Consider the following 15,061-nt stretch of genomic DNA (forward strand, 5'->3'; position numbering starts at 1 on the left):
GGCCGGCCGCGGCGAAGCGCAGGCCGCGCTGGCCGCTCGCCCCTTCGCGCTGCCTCTCCTGCGCCTGCCACATGTAGCCAGCGCCGGCAGCGGCGCCGAGCACGAAGATGTTGACCGCCAGCGAGACGGCAAGCAGAATCCTGATGCTGGGTTCGCTCATTGCACGTCCCCCTGCATGTCGCCGAATGCGGTCAGCGCATAGGCGTCGCCATCGTCAGGGGCGCTGTTGAGCGACAACAGCATAGCGACTGTCAGCACACCGGCTAGCGCGCCCGCCAGTCCGATGCCGGCCAACCCGGCACACTGCCGGATGCGCCGTGTGCGGCGCCACAGCGCAGCCGGCGCCGTGGCGATGATCCTTCGCGCGAGCGCGCCGTCCGGAGCTGCGACGCGATGGCGTGACAGCAGATCGTCGAGCTCCGCCGCCGGTGCAAGCGCGACTTCGGCTAGAGTCGGGTTGGCGGCGATGAAGTCCAGCGCCGCCGCCCGCTCGCTTTCAGGCCAGCGCTGCGGCGACCCGCCATAGGCGGCAACGAGCTCGGAAAACCTCTCTGGAGTCATGTCATTTCGTCCCTGTCCCGTCCGAGCCTGGAGCGCAACTGCCGCCGCGCCCGCGACAAGAGGCTTTCCAATGCCTCGATGCTGATCCCCATGACCTCTGCCGCATCACTGTTCGAAAGCTCCTGATAATACTGCAGCACGATCGCCTCGCGCTGGCGCTCCGGCAGCTCGGCCAGCGCGCGCCGCACCTGGTGCTGGTCGTCGGCCGCGAGCATATTCGCTTCCGCGCCCGGGCGTTCGTCGGGGCGATCGGGAAGTTCCGCCACCGGCGTCTCCTGCCGCTTGCGCAGCCTGTCGTAGCAGAGATTGAGTGCGACGCGATGCAGCCAGGTGTCGAACTTCGCCTCGCCGGCGCGCCAGCCCGGAGCCGCCCGCCAGATGCGAAGAAAGGTCTCCTGCGCGACATCCTCTGCCTCGCCGGGGTCGCCCAGCATTCGCGTGGCGAGACGGATCAGCCGCGGCAGCTTGCGCTCGACCATGGCTTCCACCGCAGCCGCATTGTTTTGCGCGATCAGCGCCAGCAGCCGCTCGTCGGTCTCGCCCACGCTTTGCCTTCTCGTTCCACCACACCAGACCTTCTGCCGACACGACCGTCATCCTGCACCCGCTATGTGTCTTCAACGGGTTTCAATGCGAAATCCGTCGGCGACCCGTCCTTGGGCGATAGACATAGTCCCGGTCTGGCGGCTTGGCGGAGTGTTCGGTTGAAGGACGCCCCCACCAATCATTCCTGGAAGGTCGCCTTTCTACGGTATTCTCCCGTCCATCTCCGGGAACAGGACGACGCTTTCCTGAGCGGTCGGTTCGTTGCGGGCGCCAATAAAGATGGCCGGCGTGCTTGCCCGGTTCACCGCAACGTGGAGCACATTGGCGGGAATATAGAGATAGTCCCCGGGATGCACGACGTCGCGAAATTGCAGTTCGTCCCCGCTCCACATCTCCAGCTCGTCTCCGCTCAGCATATAAAATGCTGTTTCGTGACGTGCGTGGACGTGGGCCTTGGTCCGTTTCCCCGGAGGCATCGTGACGATGCCCAGCCAAAGCGCCTTCGCGTCGACGGTCTGAGCACTTATTCCCGGCAGATAGTCCGACCCCTGTTCGGCCCGATAAGCCTCGCCACCCCTGACGATTACAGCTTTTCTGTCACTGGGCGCCACACTGTCCGCTCCTGACGCTTGCTTCAACATCGTCATTTCGACCTCCATTTGTGTTAATCTATGTGAAGAACGGCCAAGATGACCGCACGTCCGGCCGGAGTCCTAAAAGGGGAGGCGAAAAGTTCCGAATTCTTCCGAAGCCGGCAAGCGGGATGTCGCGGCACCGCGATGCTTAGCGTTCGGCCCGTTCGTGCTCGACATGCTACGCGGGGCGCTTGTTCGCGAGGGCCGGCCAGTTGCGCTCGGGCAAAAAGGCCTGTCGTTGCTTCAAGCCCTGCTGGTGGCGCCGGCGCAAGTGCTGAGCAAGACGGCACTCATGGAAGCGGCTTGGTCCGATACCGTTGTCGAGGAAAGCAATCTCTCCGTGCAGATTGCCGCCCTACGCAAGCTGCTCGGCCCACAGCCAGACGGCAGCGAGTGGATCGCCACGGTCCCGCGCACCGGATATCGTTTCGCCGGCAGCGTCCGTGTACTGGACGGCGCTGCAGACGGCGCGCTTGCAAGTCCAGGCCGGTCGACGGGGCTTCCCGAAAGGCCGTCCATCGCGGTCTTGCCGTTCGCCAATGTCAGCGGCGACAAGGAACAGGCCTATCTGGCTGACGGCATCACGGAGGACATCATCACGGCGCTGACAAGGTTCCGCTGGTTCCGGGTGATCGGGCGCGGTTCCAGCTTCGTCTACAAGGACAAGTCGGTCGACTCCAAACAGGTGGCCCGCGAGCTTGGCGTCCGTTATGTGCTGGAAGGCAGCGTGCGCCGGTCCGGCCAGCACATCCGTGTCTCGACGCAATTGGTCGATGCGGCCTCGGCCAATCAGATCTGGGCCGAACGATACGAGATGGAAATGACGGAGGCGTTCGCCGTCCAGGATGCCATAGCCGAGCGGGTGGCTGGCGCGATCGAGCCCGAACTGCTCAAGACGGAGTCGCTTCCAGCCGCGGCACGCAGCAGCGGAAATACGACGGTCTGGGACCTGGTGCGGCAAGGTACCTGGCATTTCCACCACGTCGGCCGTCAAACTCACTTGAATGCCCGTAAGCTGTTCCGGGAGGCATGCGGGCTCGATCCTGAACTGGCAGAGGCCCATCTCTGGCTCGGCCGCGTGAGCGCCGGCATCGTCGCTTACGGCTGGAGCGACAAACCGGAACAGGATATCCGGGAAGGCCTGGATGCAGCCTTGAAGGCGGTTCGGCTCGACGAGAAGAACCCCTATTCGCACTACGCGCTGGCCATCTGCAGCATCTACGCCAATGCACCGGAACAGGCCGTTCTTGCCGCGGAAAAGGCGATCGAGATCAGCCCAAGCTTCGCCCTTGGTCATCTGGTATTGGGAATGGGGCAGTTTTTTCGCGGCAACGCATCCGAAGCGATAGCGCCGCTCGAACACGGTCTTATGTTGAATCCTTACGATCCTCAGAACTTCGTCTGGTTCAATGTCCTGGCGCTCGCCTACCTGTTTGCAGGACAGGCAAACGAGGCGCTTGCCGCAGCCATCAAGGCGCGCAAGATCGCTCCCGCATGGCGACCCACTCAAGAAACACTCGCCTGCTGCTACGTTTCGCTCGGCCGCCTGCCGGAAGCTGGATCGTGCGTTGGGCTGATGCGGGAAATGGAAGACCCTTCAGGCGATGCCTTGGCGCCGCTCAGGCTGCGCAATCCACACTGGGCAGACGAGATGGCGCATCTGTTGAAGAAAGCCGGTCGGCAGCAATAAGGCTACGGGCCATCCCTGCAGATCGGCATCATCTGCTTGATGTTCATAGCGCGGCTGTTGAGTTCAAGCCAAAGTCCGCTTCCCACTCAGGATGATGCTGGTCTGTCCCGGGTCGATAGCATGCGCTTCGCCGCAGCGCCTACGAGCGCGGCGAACCACATAACAGCTTCTGTCCAGGCGGCAGGCTTCTTGAATATCGAAACGAGCCGCGCCAGGCTCAGCCGGATCGCCTCTGATCTCTCCTGATGGGCGCGCCGCACGGCGTCGGTATAAAGCGTCTCCCGCTGCTTCGGCGTCAATGCGCTCACATCAATCGGCCAGAGGTCTGAGGGTTCAGGTGACATTTCCGCCTGCCTTGTTCGGGCCGCCCTGATTTGGCGCCGGTAACAGACGATTTACCGAATGCGTTTCATCGGATAAAATGAATAATTAAGATGGTTTCATTCTTTAGGTGAGATGGATGGATTTGTCAGATCTGCGCATCTTCCGCATGGTGGTGCGCGAGGGCGGGATCACGAGGGCGGCGGAAAAACTGTTTCGCGTGCAGTCGAACGTGACCACACGTATCCGGCAGCTCGAAGAGGATCTGGGCGTGCCGTTGTTCATCCGGGAGGGTAAGCGACTGCACGTGTCGCCTGCCGGCCATAGGTTGATCGACTATGCCGACCGGTTGCTGGCGCTCGCCGAGGAGGCGCGAACGGCCGTGCTTGATTCACGCCCACGCGGCACGCTGCGTCTTGGCGCGATGGAGAGCACCGCAGCGGCTCGGCTCCCAGGCCTGCTCGCCGAGTACCACGCACGTTATCCCGAGGTAAAAATCCAACTGCGTACCGGCAACCCGCAGGTTCTCGCGACTGCGCTGCTTGCCGGCGAACTCGACGCAGCGTTCGCAGCCGAGCCGATCGCCGACACACCGTTTGAAAAGCAGCCGGCATTTCACGAGGAGTTGGTCATCGTCTCGGCGGCATCGCGCGCTTCGGTCGAGGATCGCCAAGATATGCCCAAAACCATGATAGCCTTTGAGCATGGTTGTCCGCATCGCAAGCGGCTGGAACAATGGTATGCGCGCAGAGGGTTCATGGCCGAGCAAACCATTGAGCTCGGCTCATACCATGCCATGCTGGGTTGCGTAGTGGCTGGCATGGGCATAGCGCTGATGCCGAAAAGTGTGCTTTCGGGCTTTCCTGAGAGCCGCTGGCTGCAGCTGCACCAACTGCCTCCGGACGAAGACAATGCTCTCACAGTGTTGTTTTGGCGCAAGGGAGCCAGTTCTCCCAATGTTCAGGCTTTGCGGGAGCTGCTTGCGGAGCAAAGCCTCCCAATTTCGCCCGGGGTTGCTGCCGCGATTACTGCTTGAGATCGTGCGGCAGTGGTGCGGTTGCCTTTTCCAGCCAAGCCAGCGTCTCGCCGTCGAGCATCGGTCCGATCTCGGCCAGCACGCGTGCATGATATTGGTCGAGCCAATGCAGTTCGTCACGCGTCAACAGGTCGGTGCGCACCAGCCTGGTGTCGATCGGCGCCAGCGTCAGCGTCTCGAAGCCGTGCATGGCGATGTCGCCGCCGTCTATAGCTTCGGCCGGCGTCACCAGGATCAGGTTCTCGATGCGGATGCCGTAGGAGCCTTCCTTGTAGTAGCCCGGCTCGTTAGAGACGATCATGCCCGCGAGCAGTTTTTCTGTGCCGGTCCTGGCGATGCGCTGTGGGCCCTCGTGCACGGCCAGATAGGAGCCGACGCCGTGGCCGGTGCCATGGGCGAAGTCGCAACCGTGTTTCCACAGGGCAAGGCGCGCCACGGCATCGATCTCGGAGCCGCGCGTGCCCGGGGGGAAGCACAGCATGGAAATACCGATCATGCCTTTCAGCACCAGCGTGAAGCGTTCGCGCATTTCCTCGGTCGGCTTGCCGATCGGCACGGTGCGCGTGATGTCGGTGGTGCCGTCCTGATATTGGCCGCCCGAATCGAGCAGGAATAGTTCGCCATCCCTCAATTTTCGGCTGGTGGCACGGGAAACGCGGTAGTGCATGATGGCGCCGTTCGGACCGGCGCCCGATATGGTGTCGAAGGACACGTCGCGCAGCGGCATCTGCGTTTCCTCGCCGGTGCTGCGACGGCATTCCTCGAGCTTGGTGACGACGGCGATCTCGTCGAGCTTGCCGGGTTTCTGGCGGTCGAGCCAGCAAAGCAGCTTGGCCACGGCGGCGCCATCGCGTCGATGCGCGGCACGGGCGCCATTGATCTCGGCTTGGTTCTTCGTCGCGCGTGGAATGCGGGCAGGATCTGGCGCTGATATGACGGTGCCGCCATTGTCCTCGACCAGCATCCTGAGCTTCTCCGCCGCCAGCACCGGGTCCAGTGCGATTTTTGCACCACCCTTGGCCAGGGTTGCGATGACAGCTTCGAACTCACCGGGCTTGTGCAATTCGGCGAGCTGCGTCAGATAGGCCGCGACGGTGCGCGAAAACTTGCGCTGGTCCATGAAAAGCAGGTGCGATCCGTCGGCGGCAAGCACGGCAAAGCCGAGAGCCAGTGGCGTGTGCGGCACGTCGCCGCCGCGGATGTCGAAGGCCCAGGCGATGGAGGACGGGTCGGTCAGCACGGCATGGGTGGCGCCATCCTTGCCGATGGCCAACGCCAGCCTAGCCAGCTTGTCCTTGGCCAGTTCGCCGGCAAAGGCGATCGGATGGAGCTCGACCGGCGCCAGCGGCGGTTCGGGCTGGTCCTTCCAGATGGCGTCGATTGGATTCTTCTCGAGCGGCACCAATGTCGCCCCCGATTTTTCGGCCGAAGCTTTCAGCGCTTTCACGTCGCCGATCGTCTGCAGCCACGGATCGAAGCCAAGCCGCACGCCCTTGCCGAGATTGTCCTTGATCCAGGTGGCGGGCGGATTGTCGACCAGGCTTTCGATCGAGAAGATGTCGAGATCGACTTCCTGGCGCACCTGCAGTGTGTAGCGCCCATCGACGAACATGACGGCGCGGCCGCCGAGCACGACGGCGATGCCGGCCGAGCCGCTGAAGCCGGTCAGCCATTTTAGCCGCGCCGAGCGGTCGGCGACATATTCGCCCTGGTGCTCGTCGGCGCGGGGGAGGATGAAGCCATCCAGGCCGTTGGCCGCCAGCCATTGACGAAGCAGCGCCACACGCGGCTTGGCGACGGCGGGGTCGCCTGCGGAATCAAAGGTCTGGAACATATGGCCTCTCCTCGGATGTTGGCGCGACCGTAGCGCATGACCCCGAAAATCGGAATCGACTTTTGCTGCGCTGCTCTTCGGTTCGGAGAAAATCAGCGCAAGATCAAAGTGCTACAGCGTCAGCGGCCTGACAATCGGCGGGATTTGGTCCAGGAGCATCGCTTTTGCGCATAGGCGCCATGCAGAATCGGCGATTTTCAAATAGGTCAGCAGAGCTTACCTTTTTCGTGTGGAGGAAAGAGTCTTATTGCCCTGCAAAGGAGACCATCATGTCCACGATTTCAGCCAGACGCGGATTTTTCAGAAGCGCCGTGAACGCTCTTATCGAAGCGCGCCAGCGCGAAGCGAGCCGCTATGTGAGCGGCGTTCTGCTTGGCTTTGACGACGAAACGCTGAAAGCGCACGGCTACGATCGCGAAGAACTGAAGAGGGCGGCAAGGTCGCCCTACGTCTGAGCGGCTTGCGTTCGAAGGCGCTGCGCGTCACCGCTTGAGGTGGATCGTCACCCAGCCCTCGCGGTGCAACGTCCTGACATGGCGGAACTGCTGGCCGACATAGGCCGAGATCACCGCGTCGCGCTGCCGGTCGAGAATGCCCGACAGCACGATCGAGCCGCCCAAGGCGATATGCCCGGCCATTTCGGGCGCCAGCCGCATCAGCGGCCGCGCCAGTATGTTGGCGACGATGAGGTCGAAGGGGCCGCGCGCGGCAAAAATCGGATGGTGAAAGCCCGGCGCCGTCGCCGTTTCGACCAGCGCCTTGACGTGGTTGAGCCGCGCATTGGCGGCGGCGACCTTTATGGCGACCGGGTCGATGTCGGTCGCCAGCACCGGGATGTGGGCGAGCTTGGCCAGCGCGATGGCCAGCACAGCACTGCCGGTGCCGAGGTCGAGCGCGTTGCGCGGGCGCTCGCGCCGCACAACCTGTTCCAGCATTTCAAGGCAGCCGGCGGTGGTGCCGTGATGACCGGTGCCAAAGGCGAGGCCGGCTTCGATCTCGATGGCGATCTCGCCGCTGTGGCGCTTCCTGCGGTCATGCGCGCCGTGGACGAAGAAACGGCCGGCCCGCACCGGCTTCAGTCCCTCCAGCGAACGCGTCACCCAGTCGATATCAGGCACGGGCTCGCGCGCAATCGGCCTCGACAGGGCAAGCCCGGCAAGAATCTCTTCCACGCGCGCCTCGACGGCATCGACATCGCCGTCGGCATAGAGCGACACTTCGTGGATGTCGCGATCCTCATCGACTTCAAGGATGGCAATCGGCAGGCCCTCGTCCTCAAAGGCCTTTTCGAACGCCGCGAAGATACGGTCCGCGTCGATCTTTCCAGCGGTGAAATAAAGCCGCGTTTGGGTCAAACGATGCATTAACCTTCCGCCAGCCGCTTGAGCTTGGCGATGGCGGTGTCCGAGCTTTCGCCGTAGGCGATGGTGCCGGCGAAGTCGCCCCTGGCGTTGAGCAGCAGCACCGAAGCGGTGTGGTCCATCGTGTAGTCGCCGTTGCCGGTATCGACCTTCTTCGAATAGATGCCGAAGGATTTGGCCATGGCGTGGACCTTGTCCGGTTCGCCGGTGATGCCGAGGATGCGGTCGGAGAAATTGCTGATATAGGCATTCATGATTTCGGGCGTGTCGCGCTCCGGGTCAATCGAGACGAAATAGGCGCGCAGGTTCTTGCCGTCGTCACCCATCGTCTTCAGCCAGCCGGCCAGTTCGAACAGAGTGGTCGGGCAGACTTCCGGGCAATGGGTGAAGCCGAAGAAGACGACGCTGGGGTGGCCGCGAAAGGCAACCTCGGTGACCGGGGCGCCGTTCTGGTCGACCAGCGTGAACGGCGCGCCGAATGGCTCGCCGCTATAATGCCCGCGGTACCAGTCGAAGGTGAGCCAGCCGATGCCTGCTGCCATCAGGACAAGAATGCCGACCAGTATCGAACGCATCATCAATTGGTGTCCGTCGTGATTTTCATTGGCGCCGTATCGTGCGCAAAGCTTGTTCGGCGAACACTCTTAACGGTTTGATCTCGTACTCGCAAAGATGTCGCGTTGCCGCAACCAGCTTTCTGTCAAAAGGTGGCCCGCTTGCAAAGCGGTGCCGCCCGTCCCACCTGAGGTCGGCAAAAACTCGAACCGCAGGAGGCTAACCTTGCAAGGACTGATTGGGCGAAAACTGATCGGCGGCGCTTTGGCCGCATGCCTTATCACCGGTGCTGGTGCGGCTGTCGCCCAGGAGGTCGGCAAGGTCGGCGTCGACTGGCTAGGCAACGACATCATCGTCGAGGCGATCAAGGACCCGAAGGTCGAAGGCGTGACCTGCCACGTCTCCTATTTCGACCGCGGCGTGATCGATCGTTTGCAAAAGGGCAACTGGTTCGAGGATCCGTCCGATTCCTCGATCTCCTGCCGTCAGACCGGGCCGATCGTCATCAGCGACATCGACATGAGCGAGGCCGGCGAGGAGGTGTTCAAGCAAGGCATCAGCCTGATCTGGAAGAAGCAGGTGGTGAACCGCATCTACGACAAAGCCAATGAGACCCTGATCTATCTGTCGCACTCGCGCCAGGTGCAGGACGGTTCGGCGAAAATGTCGGTCACCACCGTGCCGCTCTACGGCCAGAACGTGGCGTGGACCAACGGGAAGCCAAAATAGGCTCTGGCAACAGGCGACGGACGATTGGTCCCGCTTGCGGGACCAATCGCTCGGGCGTAAAGCCGCGGCATGGACCGCCCCGAAAACCTCGTCCTGAAAGACCCCGAGCCGCGCATTCATCCGACTGCGGAATTGAAGGCGTGCAAGCTTGGACGCTATGCCTCGATCGGCGAGCGGGTCATCCTGCGCGAGGTGTCGGTCGGCGACTTCTCCTATTTCGAACGCCACGCCGAGGCGATCTACACGACTATCGGCAAGTTCTGTTCGATCGCCGCCAACAGCCGCATCAACGCGCTGGATCATCCGATCGAACGATTGACGCAGCACAAGGTCAGCTACCGGCCGAACGAATATTTTCGCTGGCTGGGCGTCGACGCCGGATTTCGGGAACGGCGGCGGGCGCAATCTGTCAGCATCGGCCACGATGTCTGGATCGGCCACGGCGCGGTGATCATGCCTGATGTGACCATCGGCAATGGCGCGGTCGTCGGCGCCAATGCGGTGGTTACGCGCGACGTTCCCGCCTACGCGATTGTCGCCGGCGTTCCGGCCAAGCAATTGCGCCAACGCTTTGCGGCGGACATCGCCGCGCGGATCGAAAGCCTTGCCTGGTGGGACTGGCCGGTCGAGAAACTGGCCAAGGCGGTCCCCGACATGCAGGCGCTGTCCATCGGGGTCTTCCTCGACCGCTGGGAAAACGAAATACCCTGACCTTGCGGGAGCGTGCACGGTTATGTCAGTGGAATCCCTCGTTGCAAGGGAACCCGGAGCGGCTGCCGGTTGTTTCTCTTTGCCATGGTCGAGAAGCTCTTCACCAGGATTGCCAATACGGTCGCGCATATTGCCGGCTTGGCGCCGACATTTGCGGTCTGCTGCCTGATCATCATGGTCTGGGCGGTGAGCGGACCGATGTTCGGCTTTTCCGATACGTGGCAACTCGTCATCAACACCGGCACGACGATCGTCACCTTCCTGATGGTGTTCCTCATCCAGAACACCCAGAACCGCGATGGCATGGCGATTCAGACGAAACTCGACGAGTTGATCCGGGTCGGCAAAGCTCACAATACTTTTATCGGCATCGAGCACCTGACCGAATCCGAGGTCGAGGAGATCCGCAAAAAATGTGAACAGGCGGCGAAACGGCATGACCAGAAGATCGCCGATGCGGCGGTCAAGAAAGCCGCTGCGCAAAAGCGCGGCTCGAAGACACGGGCGGCGTAAGCGTCAGCTTTCCATGAACGCCGCGAAAGCGTCCTTGTGGTCCGGGTGCCAGCGCGACAGAGCAGGGCGGTTCTCGATGATGTCGCCGATCGCCCAGACCATGCGCTTTTCGTCCATGGGCCGTGTCGCCTCGTTGTCGGGGCACAGGATGTAGAAGTCGCCACGCACCAGCGAGGCCAGCATGAAGTCGATCACCTGCTCGCCTGTCCAGGCACCGGCGGGTTTTTCGGTCGCACCCTCGGTCAGGCCGGTAAAAGTGAACCCCGGAATGAGCAGATGCGCTGCAACCTTTGCGCCGGGCTCGTTGCGCAGCGCGTGTGCCAGGCCTTCGGTGAAGGTCTTCACGCCTGATTTGGAGACGTTGTAGGCAAGGTTGCCGGGCGGCGTGGTGATGCCTTGCTTGGAGCCGGTGTTGACGATCAGGCCCGGCCTGCCGGTCGCCAGCATGCGCGGTGTGAAGGCCTCGACGCCATGGACGACGCCCCAGAAATTGATGTCCAGCAGCCGTTTCCAGGCGTCGCGGTTCTCCCAGGGCTTGCCGGGATTGTTGCCGACGCCGGCATTGTTCATCAACAGCGACACCTCGCCGAAGGTACCGAACGCCTTTTCGGCCAATCGGTCGAGCTCGACGGCCTTCGAGACATCGGTCGCGACAGCAAGCACCGCGCTGGCACCGGCAATCGTGGCAACGGCGCGGGCAGCCTCGTCGAGCCGCGCGCCGCCGATATCGGCCAGCACGATTTTCAGGCCCATCGCCGCCAGCCGCTTGGCCGCCGCAAGGCCGATGCCGCTGGCGCCGCCGGTGATGACGGCAGCGTTGCCGGAGGCAAGGGCAGGCAAAGCGCTCTGGATTTCGGCGTCGGTGGTCATGGCGATAGTGTCCTCTTTCAAGTTGCGCCGAACTTAACGCGGCGAGGGGCTCGCGCAAGCCCGCTTTGGCGTCCTCGGGTTGACCATATCGGCAGGCGCTGCGCATGCTGTCCTGACAAAAAGGAGATTTACCGATTGACCGACTGGATCGAGATCCTGAAAGAACAGACCGCTACCGGCGACCAGATGAGCCGCGAAGTGCCGCAAATGCTTGCCAATCCCGACATCAGCGAAGCGCAAGTGAAGACGCTGTTTTCGGCGCTCGAAAAACAGGCGGAATTCGTCGAGAAGCTGCGCATGGCGCTGGAAAAATTCGGCCATGATTTTTCGGTGATCAAGGCGGCCGAGCGGCTGGAGGAGCGCTACGCCGACCTTGCTGCCTCGGTGGCGGAAAAGCTGAAAGCGATGCGAGGGTAGCAGGCCTATTTTCCGATCTGCTTTTCGAACCGCCTGTCCGGCACGAACCAGATCATGGCAACCAGCACATAGAGCGCAAAGCTGATCCATTGATTGACGAAGGTCAGCGGAATGGCGGCGATGTAGAGGAGCACCGAGATCTTTTCCTTGCGGTCGGTGCCTACCGCTCTGGCGAAGGCAGTGTCGTTGCCATGCAGCCGATGCAGCATGACGACCAGAATGAAGTAGGCGGCCGCGCAAAGCGCCAGCACAACACCATAAACGGCTACAGGCACAGGCGCGAAATGGTTTTCACCCATGAAGGCGGTGGTCACGGGCATCAGCGACAGCCAGAACAGCAGATGCAGATTGGCCCACAGCACGCGGCCATCGACCCGCTGCACGGTGTGGAACATGTTGTGCAGATTGTTCCAGTAGATGCCGACATAGATGAAGGACAGCACGTAGCTGAGGAAAGTGGGCCACAGAGGTGCCAGCGCGGAAAATTCCGCGCCATGCGGCACCTTCAATTCCAGCACCATGATGGTGATGACGATGGCCAGGACGCCATCGGTAAATGCTTCGACCCGTCCCTTGCCCATGGATTCTCCCTACCAATGCGCTGAAGTTAAAAGATGATTTTGCGTAGCGCCACCGGCAATAGCGTCAAACTTATCAGAAGCAAGTTCCGGGGAGGGGAACACATGGCGCGAAAGAGGCGTTAGCGTCACGATTCCCGGACAACTGGAGGTCGAAAATGATCGCTATGACGCGCGATAACGAGCTCGGCGGCAGGGCGGCAATGGCCGCCGTTGCTGCCATGATCGCAGTTCTTTTCGCCGGCAGCACGGTGCTGACGCCGCTTTACGTCATCTACAAACAGGCGTTCGGCTTCTCGCAGATCACGCTGACCCTGGTCTATGCCGTCTACGTCATCGGTAACCTGGCGGCGCTTTTCATGTTCGGGCGCGTGTCGGATGTCATCGGCCGTCGGCCGGCCGCCCTGGCGGCAATGGCGGTGGCGGTCGTCAGTGCGCTGTCTTTCCTGTTCGCCGAAAATGTCGCGTGGCTCAACATCGCCCGGATTCTGAGCGGCTTGGGAATAGGCGTCGGTGCGGGAACCGGTACCGCCTGGCTCGCCGAGCTGGTCGCAACCGACGACAAATCACGCGCCGCCATCATTGCCACCAGCACCAATTTCCTTGGTCTCGGTCTTGGTGCGCTGGCGGCGGGACTGCTTGCCGAATATGCGCCGTGGCCACTAAGGCTGACATTCGTCGTTTATCTGGCGGTGCTCGTCCTTGTCGCGGTGCTGGTCTGGCGCACGAGGGAAACCATTTCACAACCGGGAAAACTGGCCGATGTCTCCATGAAGCCACGGTTCTCGGTGCCTGGTGAAATCCGCACCGGTTTCGTGGCACCTGCGGTAACCGGCTTCGGCGCCATGGCGCTGGTCGGTTTCTACGCGGCGCTCGCACCGAGCATCCTGGCACAGCAGCTCCATGTAACCAATCATGCCGAAGCAGGCGCCTTGTTCTTCGAGCTTGCGATCGTGGCCGCCGCTACCATACTGGCGACGACACGCCTTTCGAGCCGCGGCACCATGCTCGCGGCTCTGGTCATGATGATCCCGACCGTCGCGCTGATCGTAGCGGCGCAGGTCTTCGCTTCGATGGCCATCATGATCGCTGCAACAGCTTGCTGCGGCGTCGCGGCGGCGCTCGGCTATCGCGGCGGCCTGCAAGTGGTGAACCAGATTGCGCCGGCCGACCGCCGCGCCGAAGTCGTCTCAGCCTTCTTTATCTGCTGCTTTTGCGGCAATGCGCTGCCGGTCATCGGTATCGGGATCCTGTCGACGGTGACAAGCGCGACCGTGGCAAGCCTAGCCTTTGCCGGCATGATCACTGTCTTTTCCCTGGTGGCGCTCGCATTTGGAGCCAGGTATGCGCGGTGAGCCCTTCGTTCAGCCGTTCGGCGTCTCGGGCGAAAGATGCGCGCGCTGGCGCGGCACGCCAAGACCAGTGTCCGGCGGCTCGCCGGCAGCCGGCCTGCCCTCGATCATGTGCAAGGTGCGCCAGCGGCCGAAGCGGTAATAGGCCGCTGCCAGCGCGAGCGAGGCGATCGAGCCGACCGGAAAGCTCCACCACAGCGCTTCCTCGCCGATCACGCTTCGGAAGAAATAGGCGAAGCTGGTGCGCACCAGAAGCACCGAGATCACCAGGATGATCAGCGGCGGCATCACCGCGCCGGTGGCGCGCACCGTGGCGAAGAGCACGATGGTGACGCCGAACAGGATGAAAGACCAGGACGCGACCTTGTTGATATGGGTGGCGATGTCTATTGCGGCGCTGTCGCTGCTGAGGAAGAGGCCGAGTATCGGGCGGTCGAAGACGAAAAGCAGAGCGACCAGCGCGCCGGTCAGGGCGAGGTTGAAGGCAACGCCTGATATGGCGATGCGGCCGATGCGGTCCCAGCGCCCGGCGCCGACATTCTGCGCGGCCATCGAGGAGACGGCGGCGCCGATCGCCAGCGCCGGCATCTGGATATAAGTCCAGAGCTGCGCGGCGATGCCGTAGGCGGCGGCGACCTGCGAGCCGTAGGAATTGACGATGCCCATCACCGTCAGCGCCGCTGCCGAGATCACGATCATCTGCAGGCCCATCGGCACGCCCTTGAAGACGACGATGCGCAGCAATTTCGGGTCCGGCCGCAGCAGGGCGAGGTTGGCGCCGGCCAGCCGCAGCGGGTGCTTGCGCGCATAGAGCACGACAAGGATGGCGATGACGCTCACCGTCTGGCCGATCAGTGTCGAGGTGGCCGATCCTGATATGCCGAGTTCGGGAAACGGGCCGATGCCGCGGATGAGCAGTGGGTTCAAGATGATGTCGAGCACGACCGCGAGCGCCATGAAGATGAAGGGCGTGCGCGAATCGCCGGCGCCGCGCAGAACCGTCATGACGAAGGAGAGCAGGTTCATCATCGGCACGGCGACGAAGATGATACGCAAATAGGAGCGGGCCAGCGGCAGCGCGTCGGCCGGCGTGCCCAGCGTGGTGAGGATAGCATCGACCCAGATCCAGCCGCAGACTGCAAGCACCACCGAGACGGCGAAGAAGAAAGTGGCGCTGGTGCCGACGATGCGCCGGGCCTCGGGCAGGTCACGGGCGCCGACCGATTGCGCGATCAGGATAGTCGCCGCCATGCCGATGCCGAAGACGGTGCCGAGGATGAGAAACAGCACGAGATTGGCGTTGGACGTCGCCGTCAGCGCCGATTCGCCGAGAAAGCGGCCGACCCAGACGG

General features: G+C 62.6%; 16 protein-coding genes and 1 pseudogene. 8 read left to right on the forward strand and 9 right to left on the reverse strand.

Annotation, left to right across the window (positions count from 1 at the left end; genetic code table 11):
• Window positions 1-156: 156 nt before the first annotated feature.
• The 3 genes and pseudogenes from E5W87_RS24750 to E5W87_RS24760 form a co-directional block, all read right to left on the reverse strand.
• Window positions 157-561, reverse strand: coding sequence for a hypothetical protein (locus E5W87_RS24750; protein WP_292403525.1), 405 nt, complete (start codon window positions 559-561; stop codon window positions 157-159).
• Window positions 558-1,109 (reverse strand): annotated as a pseudogene (locus E5W87_RS24755) (RNA polymerase sigma factor); the annotation flags it as partial. The gene E5W87_RS24750 and the pseudogene E5W87_RS24755, both read right to left, overlap by 4 nt.
• Before the next feature lie 198 nt (window positions 1,110-1,307).
• Window positions 1,308-1,754: a cupin domain-containing protein gene (locus E5W87_RS24760; RefSeq protein ID WP_292403528.1), complete on the reverse strand. Its 447-nt coding sequence runs from the start codon at window positions 1,752-1,754 to the stop codon at window positions 1,308-1,310.
• Between the two features lie 163 nt (window positions 1,755-1,917).
• Between E5W87_RS24760 and E5W87_RS24765 the strand changes: the two genes are divergently transcribed.
• Both E5W87_RS24765 and E5W87_RS24770 read left to right on the forward strand, forming a co-directional pair.
• A complete protein-coding gene (locus E5W87_RS24765; protein ID WP_292403563.1) occupies window positions 1,918-3,432 on the forward strand; it encodes a winged helix-turn-helix domain-containing protein in 1,515 nt (504 codons plus the stop codon).
• 466 nt (window positions 3,433-3,898) lie between these two features.
• Window positions 3,899-4,789 carry a LysR family transcriptional regulator gene (locus tag E5W87_RS24770; RefSeq protein WP_292403531.1) on the forward strand — a complete coding sequence of 297 codons (891 nt, stop codon included), beginning with the start codon at window positions 3,899-3,901 and terminating at the stop codon, window positions 4,787-4,789.
• On the opposite strand, the gene E5W87_RS24775 is transcribed toward E5W87_RS24770, so the two are convergent.
• Window positions 4,779-6,623 carry an aminopeptidase P family protein gene (locus E5W87_RS24775; RefSeq protein WP_292403534.1) on the reverse strand — a complete coding sequence of 615 codons (1,845 nt, stop codon included), beginning with the start codon at window positions 6,621-6,623 and terminating at the stop codon, window positions 4,779-4,781. The genes E5W87_RS24770 and E5W87_RS24775 overlap by 11 nt on opposite strands.
• Window positions 6,624-6,892: 269 nt before the next feature.
• On the opposite strand from E5W87_RS24775, the gene E5W87_RS24780 reads away from it, so the two are divergent.
• Window positions 6,893-7,078 carry a hypothetical protein gene (locus E5W87_RS24780; protein ID WP_292403537.1) on the forward strand — a complete coding sequence of 62 codons (186 nt, stop codon included), beginning with the start codon at window positions 6,893-6,895 and terminating at the stop codon, window positions 7,076-7,078.
• A gap of 27 nt (window positions 7,079-7,105) precedes the next feature.
• On the opposite strand, the gene E5W87_RS24785 is transcribed toward E5W87_RS24780, so the two are convergent.
• Window positions 7,106-7,978: a 50S ribosomal protein L11 methyltransferase gene (locus E5W87_RS24785; RefSeq protein WP_292403565.1), complete on the reverse strand. Its 873-nt coding sequence runs from the start codon at window positions 7,976-7,978 to the stop codon at window positions 7,106-7,108.
• Window positions 7,979-7,986: 8 nt separating this feature from the next.
• Window positions 7,987-8,562: an SCO family protein gene (locus tag E5W87_RS24790; RefSeq protein ID WP_292403540.1), complete on the reverse strand. Its 576-nt coding sequence runs from the start codon at window positions 8,560-8,562 to the stop codon at window positions 7,987-7,989.
• A 202-nt stretch (window positions 8,563-8,764) separates the two neighbouring features.
• Here E5W87_RS24790 and E5W87_RS24795 point away from each other — a divergent pair, with 202 nt between their 5' ends.
• The 3 genes from E5W87_RS24795 to E5W87_RS24805 all read left to right on the forward strand — a co-directional run bounded on the left by E5W87_RS24795 (window position 8,765) and on the right by E5W87_RS24805 (window position 10,492).
• Window positions 8,765-9,268, forward strand: a complete 504-nt coding sequence (locus E5W87_RS24795; protein ID WP_292403543.1) for a CreA family protein — start codon at window positions 8,765-8,767, stop codon at window positions 9,266-9,268.
• Window positions 9,269-9,337: 69 nt separating this feature from the next.
• The gene (locus E5W87_RS24800; RefSeq protein WP_292403546.1) at window positions 9,338-9,979 is read left to right on the forward strand and encodes a DapH/DapD/GlmU-related protein; all 642 of its coding nucleotides are present in this window, start codon (window positions 9,338-9,340) and stop codon (window positions 9,977-9,979) included.
• A gap of 84 nt (window positions 9,980-10,063) precedes the next feature.
• Entirely contained in the window at window positions 10,064-10,492 is a 429-nt protein-coding gene (locus E5W87_RS24805) for a low affinity iron permease family protein (RefSeq protein WP_292403568.1), read from the forward strand.
• Between the two features lie 3 nt (window positions 10,493-10,495).
• Here E5W87_RS24805 and E5W87_RS24810 read toward each other — a convergent pair whose 3' ends face one another.
• A complete protein-coding gene (locus E5W87_RS24810) occupies window positions 10,496-11,362 on the reverse strand; it encodes an SDR family NAD(P)-dependent oxidoreductase (protein ID WP_292403549.1) in 867 nt (288 codons plus the stop codon).
• 135 nt (window positions 11,363-11,497) lie between these two features.
• Here E5W87_RS24810 and E5W87_RS24815 point away from each other — a divergent pair, with 135 nt between their 5' ends.
• Window positions 11,498-11,779: a hypothetical protein gene (locus tag E5W87_RS24815; RefSeq protein ID WP_029351415.1), complete on the forward strand. Its 282-nt coding sequence runs from the start codon at window positions 11,498-11,500 to the stop codon at window positions 11,777-11,779.
• A 5-nt stretch (window positions 11,780-11,784) separates the two neighbouring features.
• Here the strand turns inward: E5W87_RS24815 and E5W87_RS24820 are convergent, their stop codons facing one another.
• Window positions 11,785-12,360, reverse strand: coding sequence for a TMEM175 family protein (locus E5W87_RS24820; RefSeq protein WP_292403553.1), 576 nt, complete (start codon window positions 12,358-12,360; stop codon window positions 11,785-11,787).
• 155 nt (window positions 12,361-12,515) lie between these two features.
• Here E5W87_RS24820 and E5W87_RS24825 point away from each other — a divergent pair, with 155 nt between their 5' ends.
• Window positions 12,516-13,712: an MFS transporter gene (locus E5W87_RS24825; RefSeq protein ID WP_292403556.1), complete on the forward strand. Its 1,197-nt coding sequence runs from the start codon at window positions 12,516-12,518 to the stop codon at window positions 13,710-13,712.
• Between the two features lie 9 nt (window positions 13,713-13,721).
• Here the strand turns inward: E5W87_RS24825 and E5W87_RS24830 are convergent.
• On the reverse strand, window positions 13,722-15,061 hold a 1,340-nt coding region (locus E5W87_RS24830), incomplete at its 5' end, for an MATE family efflux transporter (RefSeq protein ID WP_292403559.1).

The sequence above is a fragment of the Mesorhizobium sp. genome (assembly GCF_004962925.1).
Lineage (GTDB): Bacteria > Pseudomonadota > Alphaproteobacteria > Rhizobiales > Rhizobiaceae > Mesorhizobium.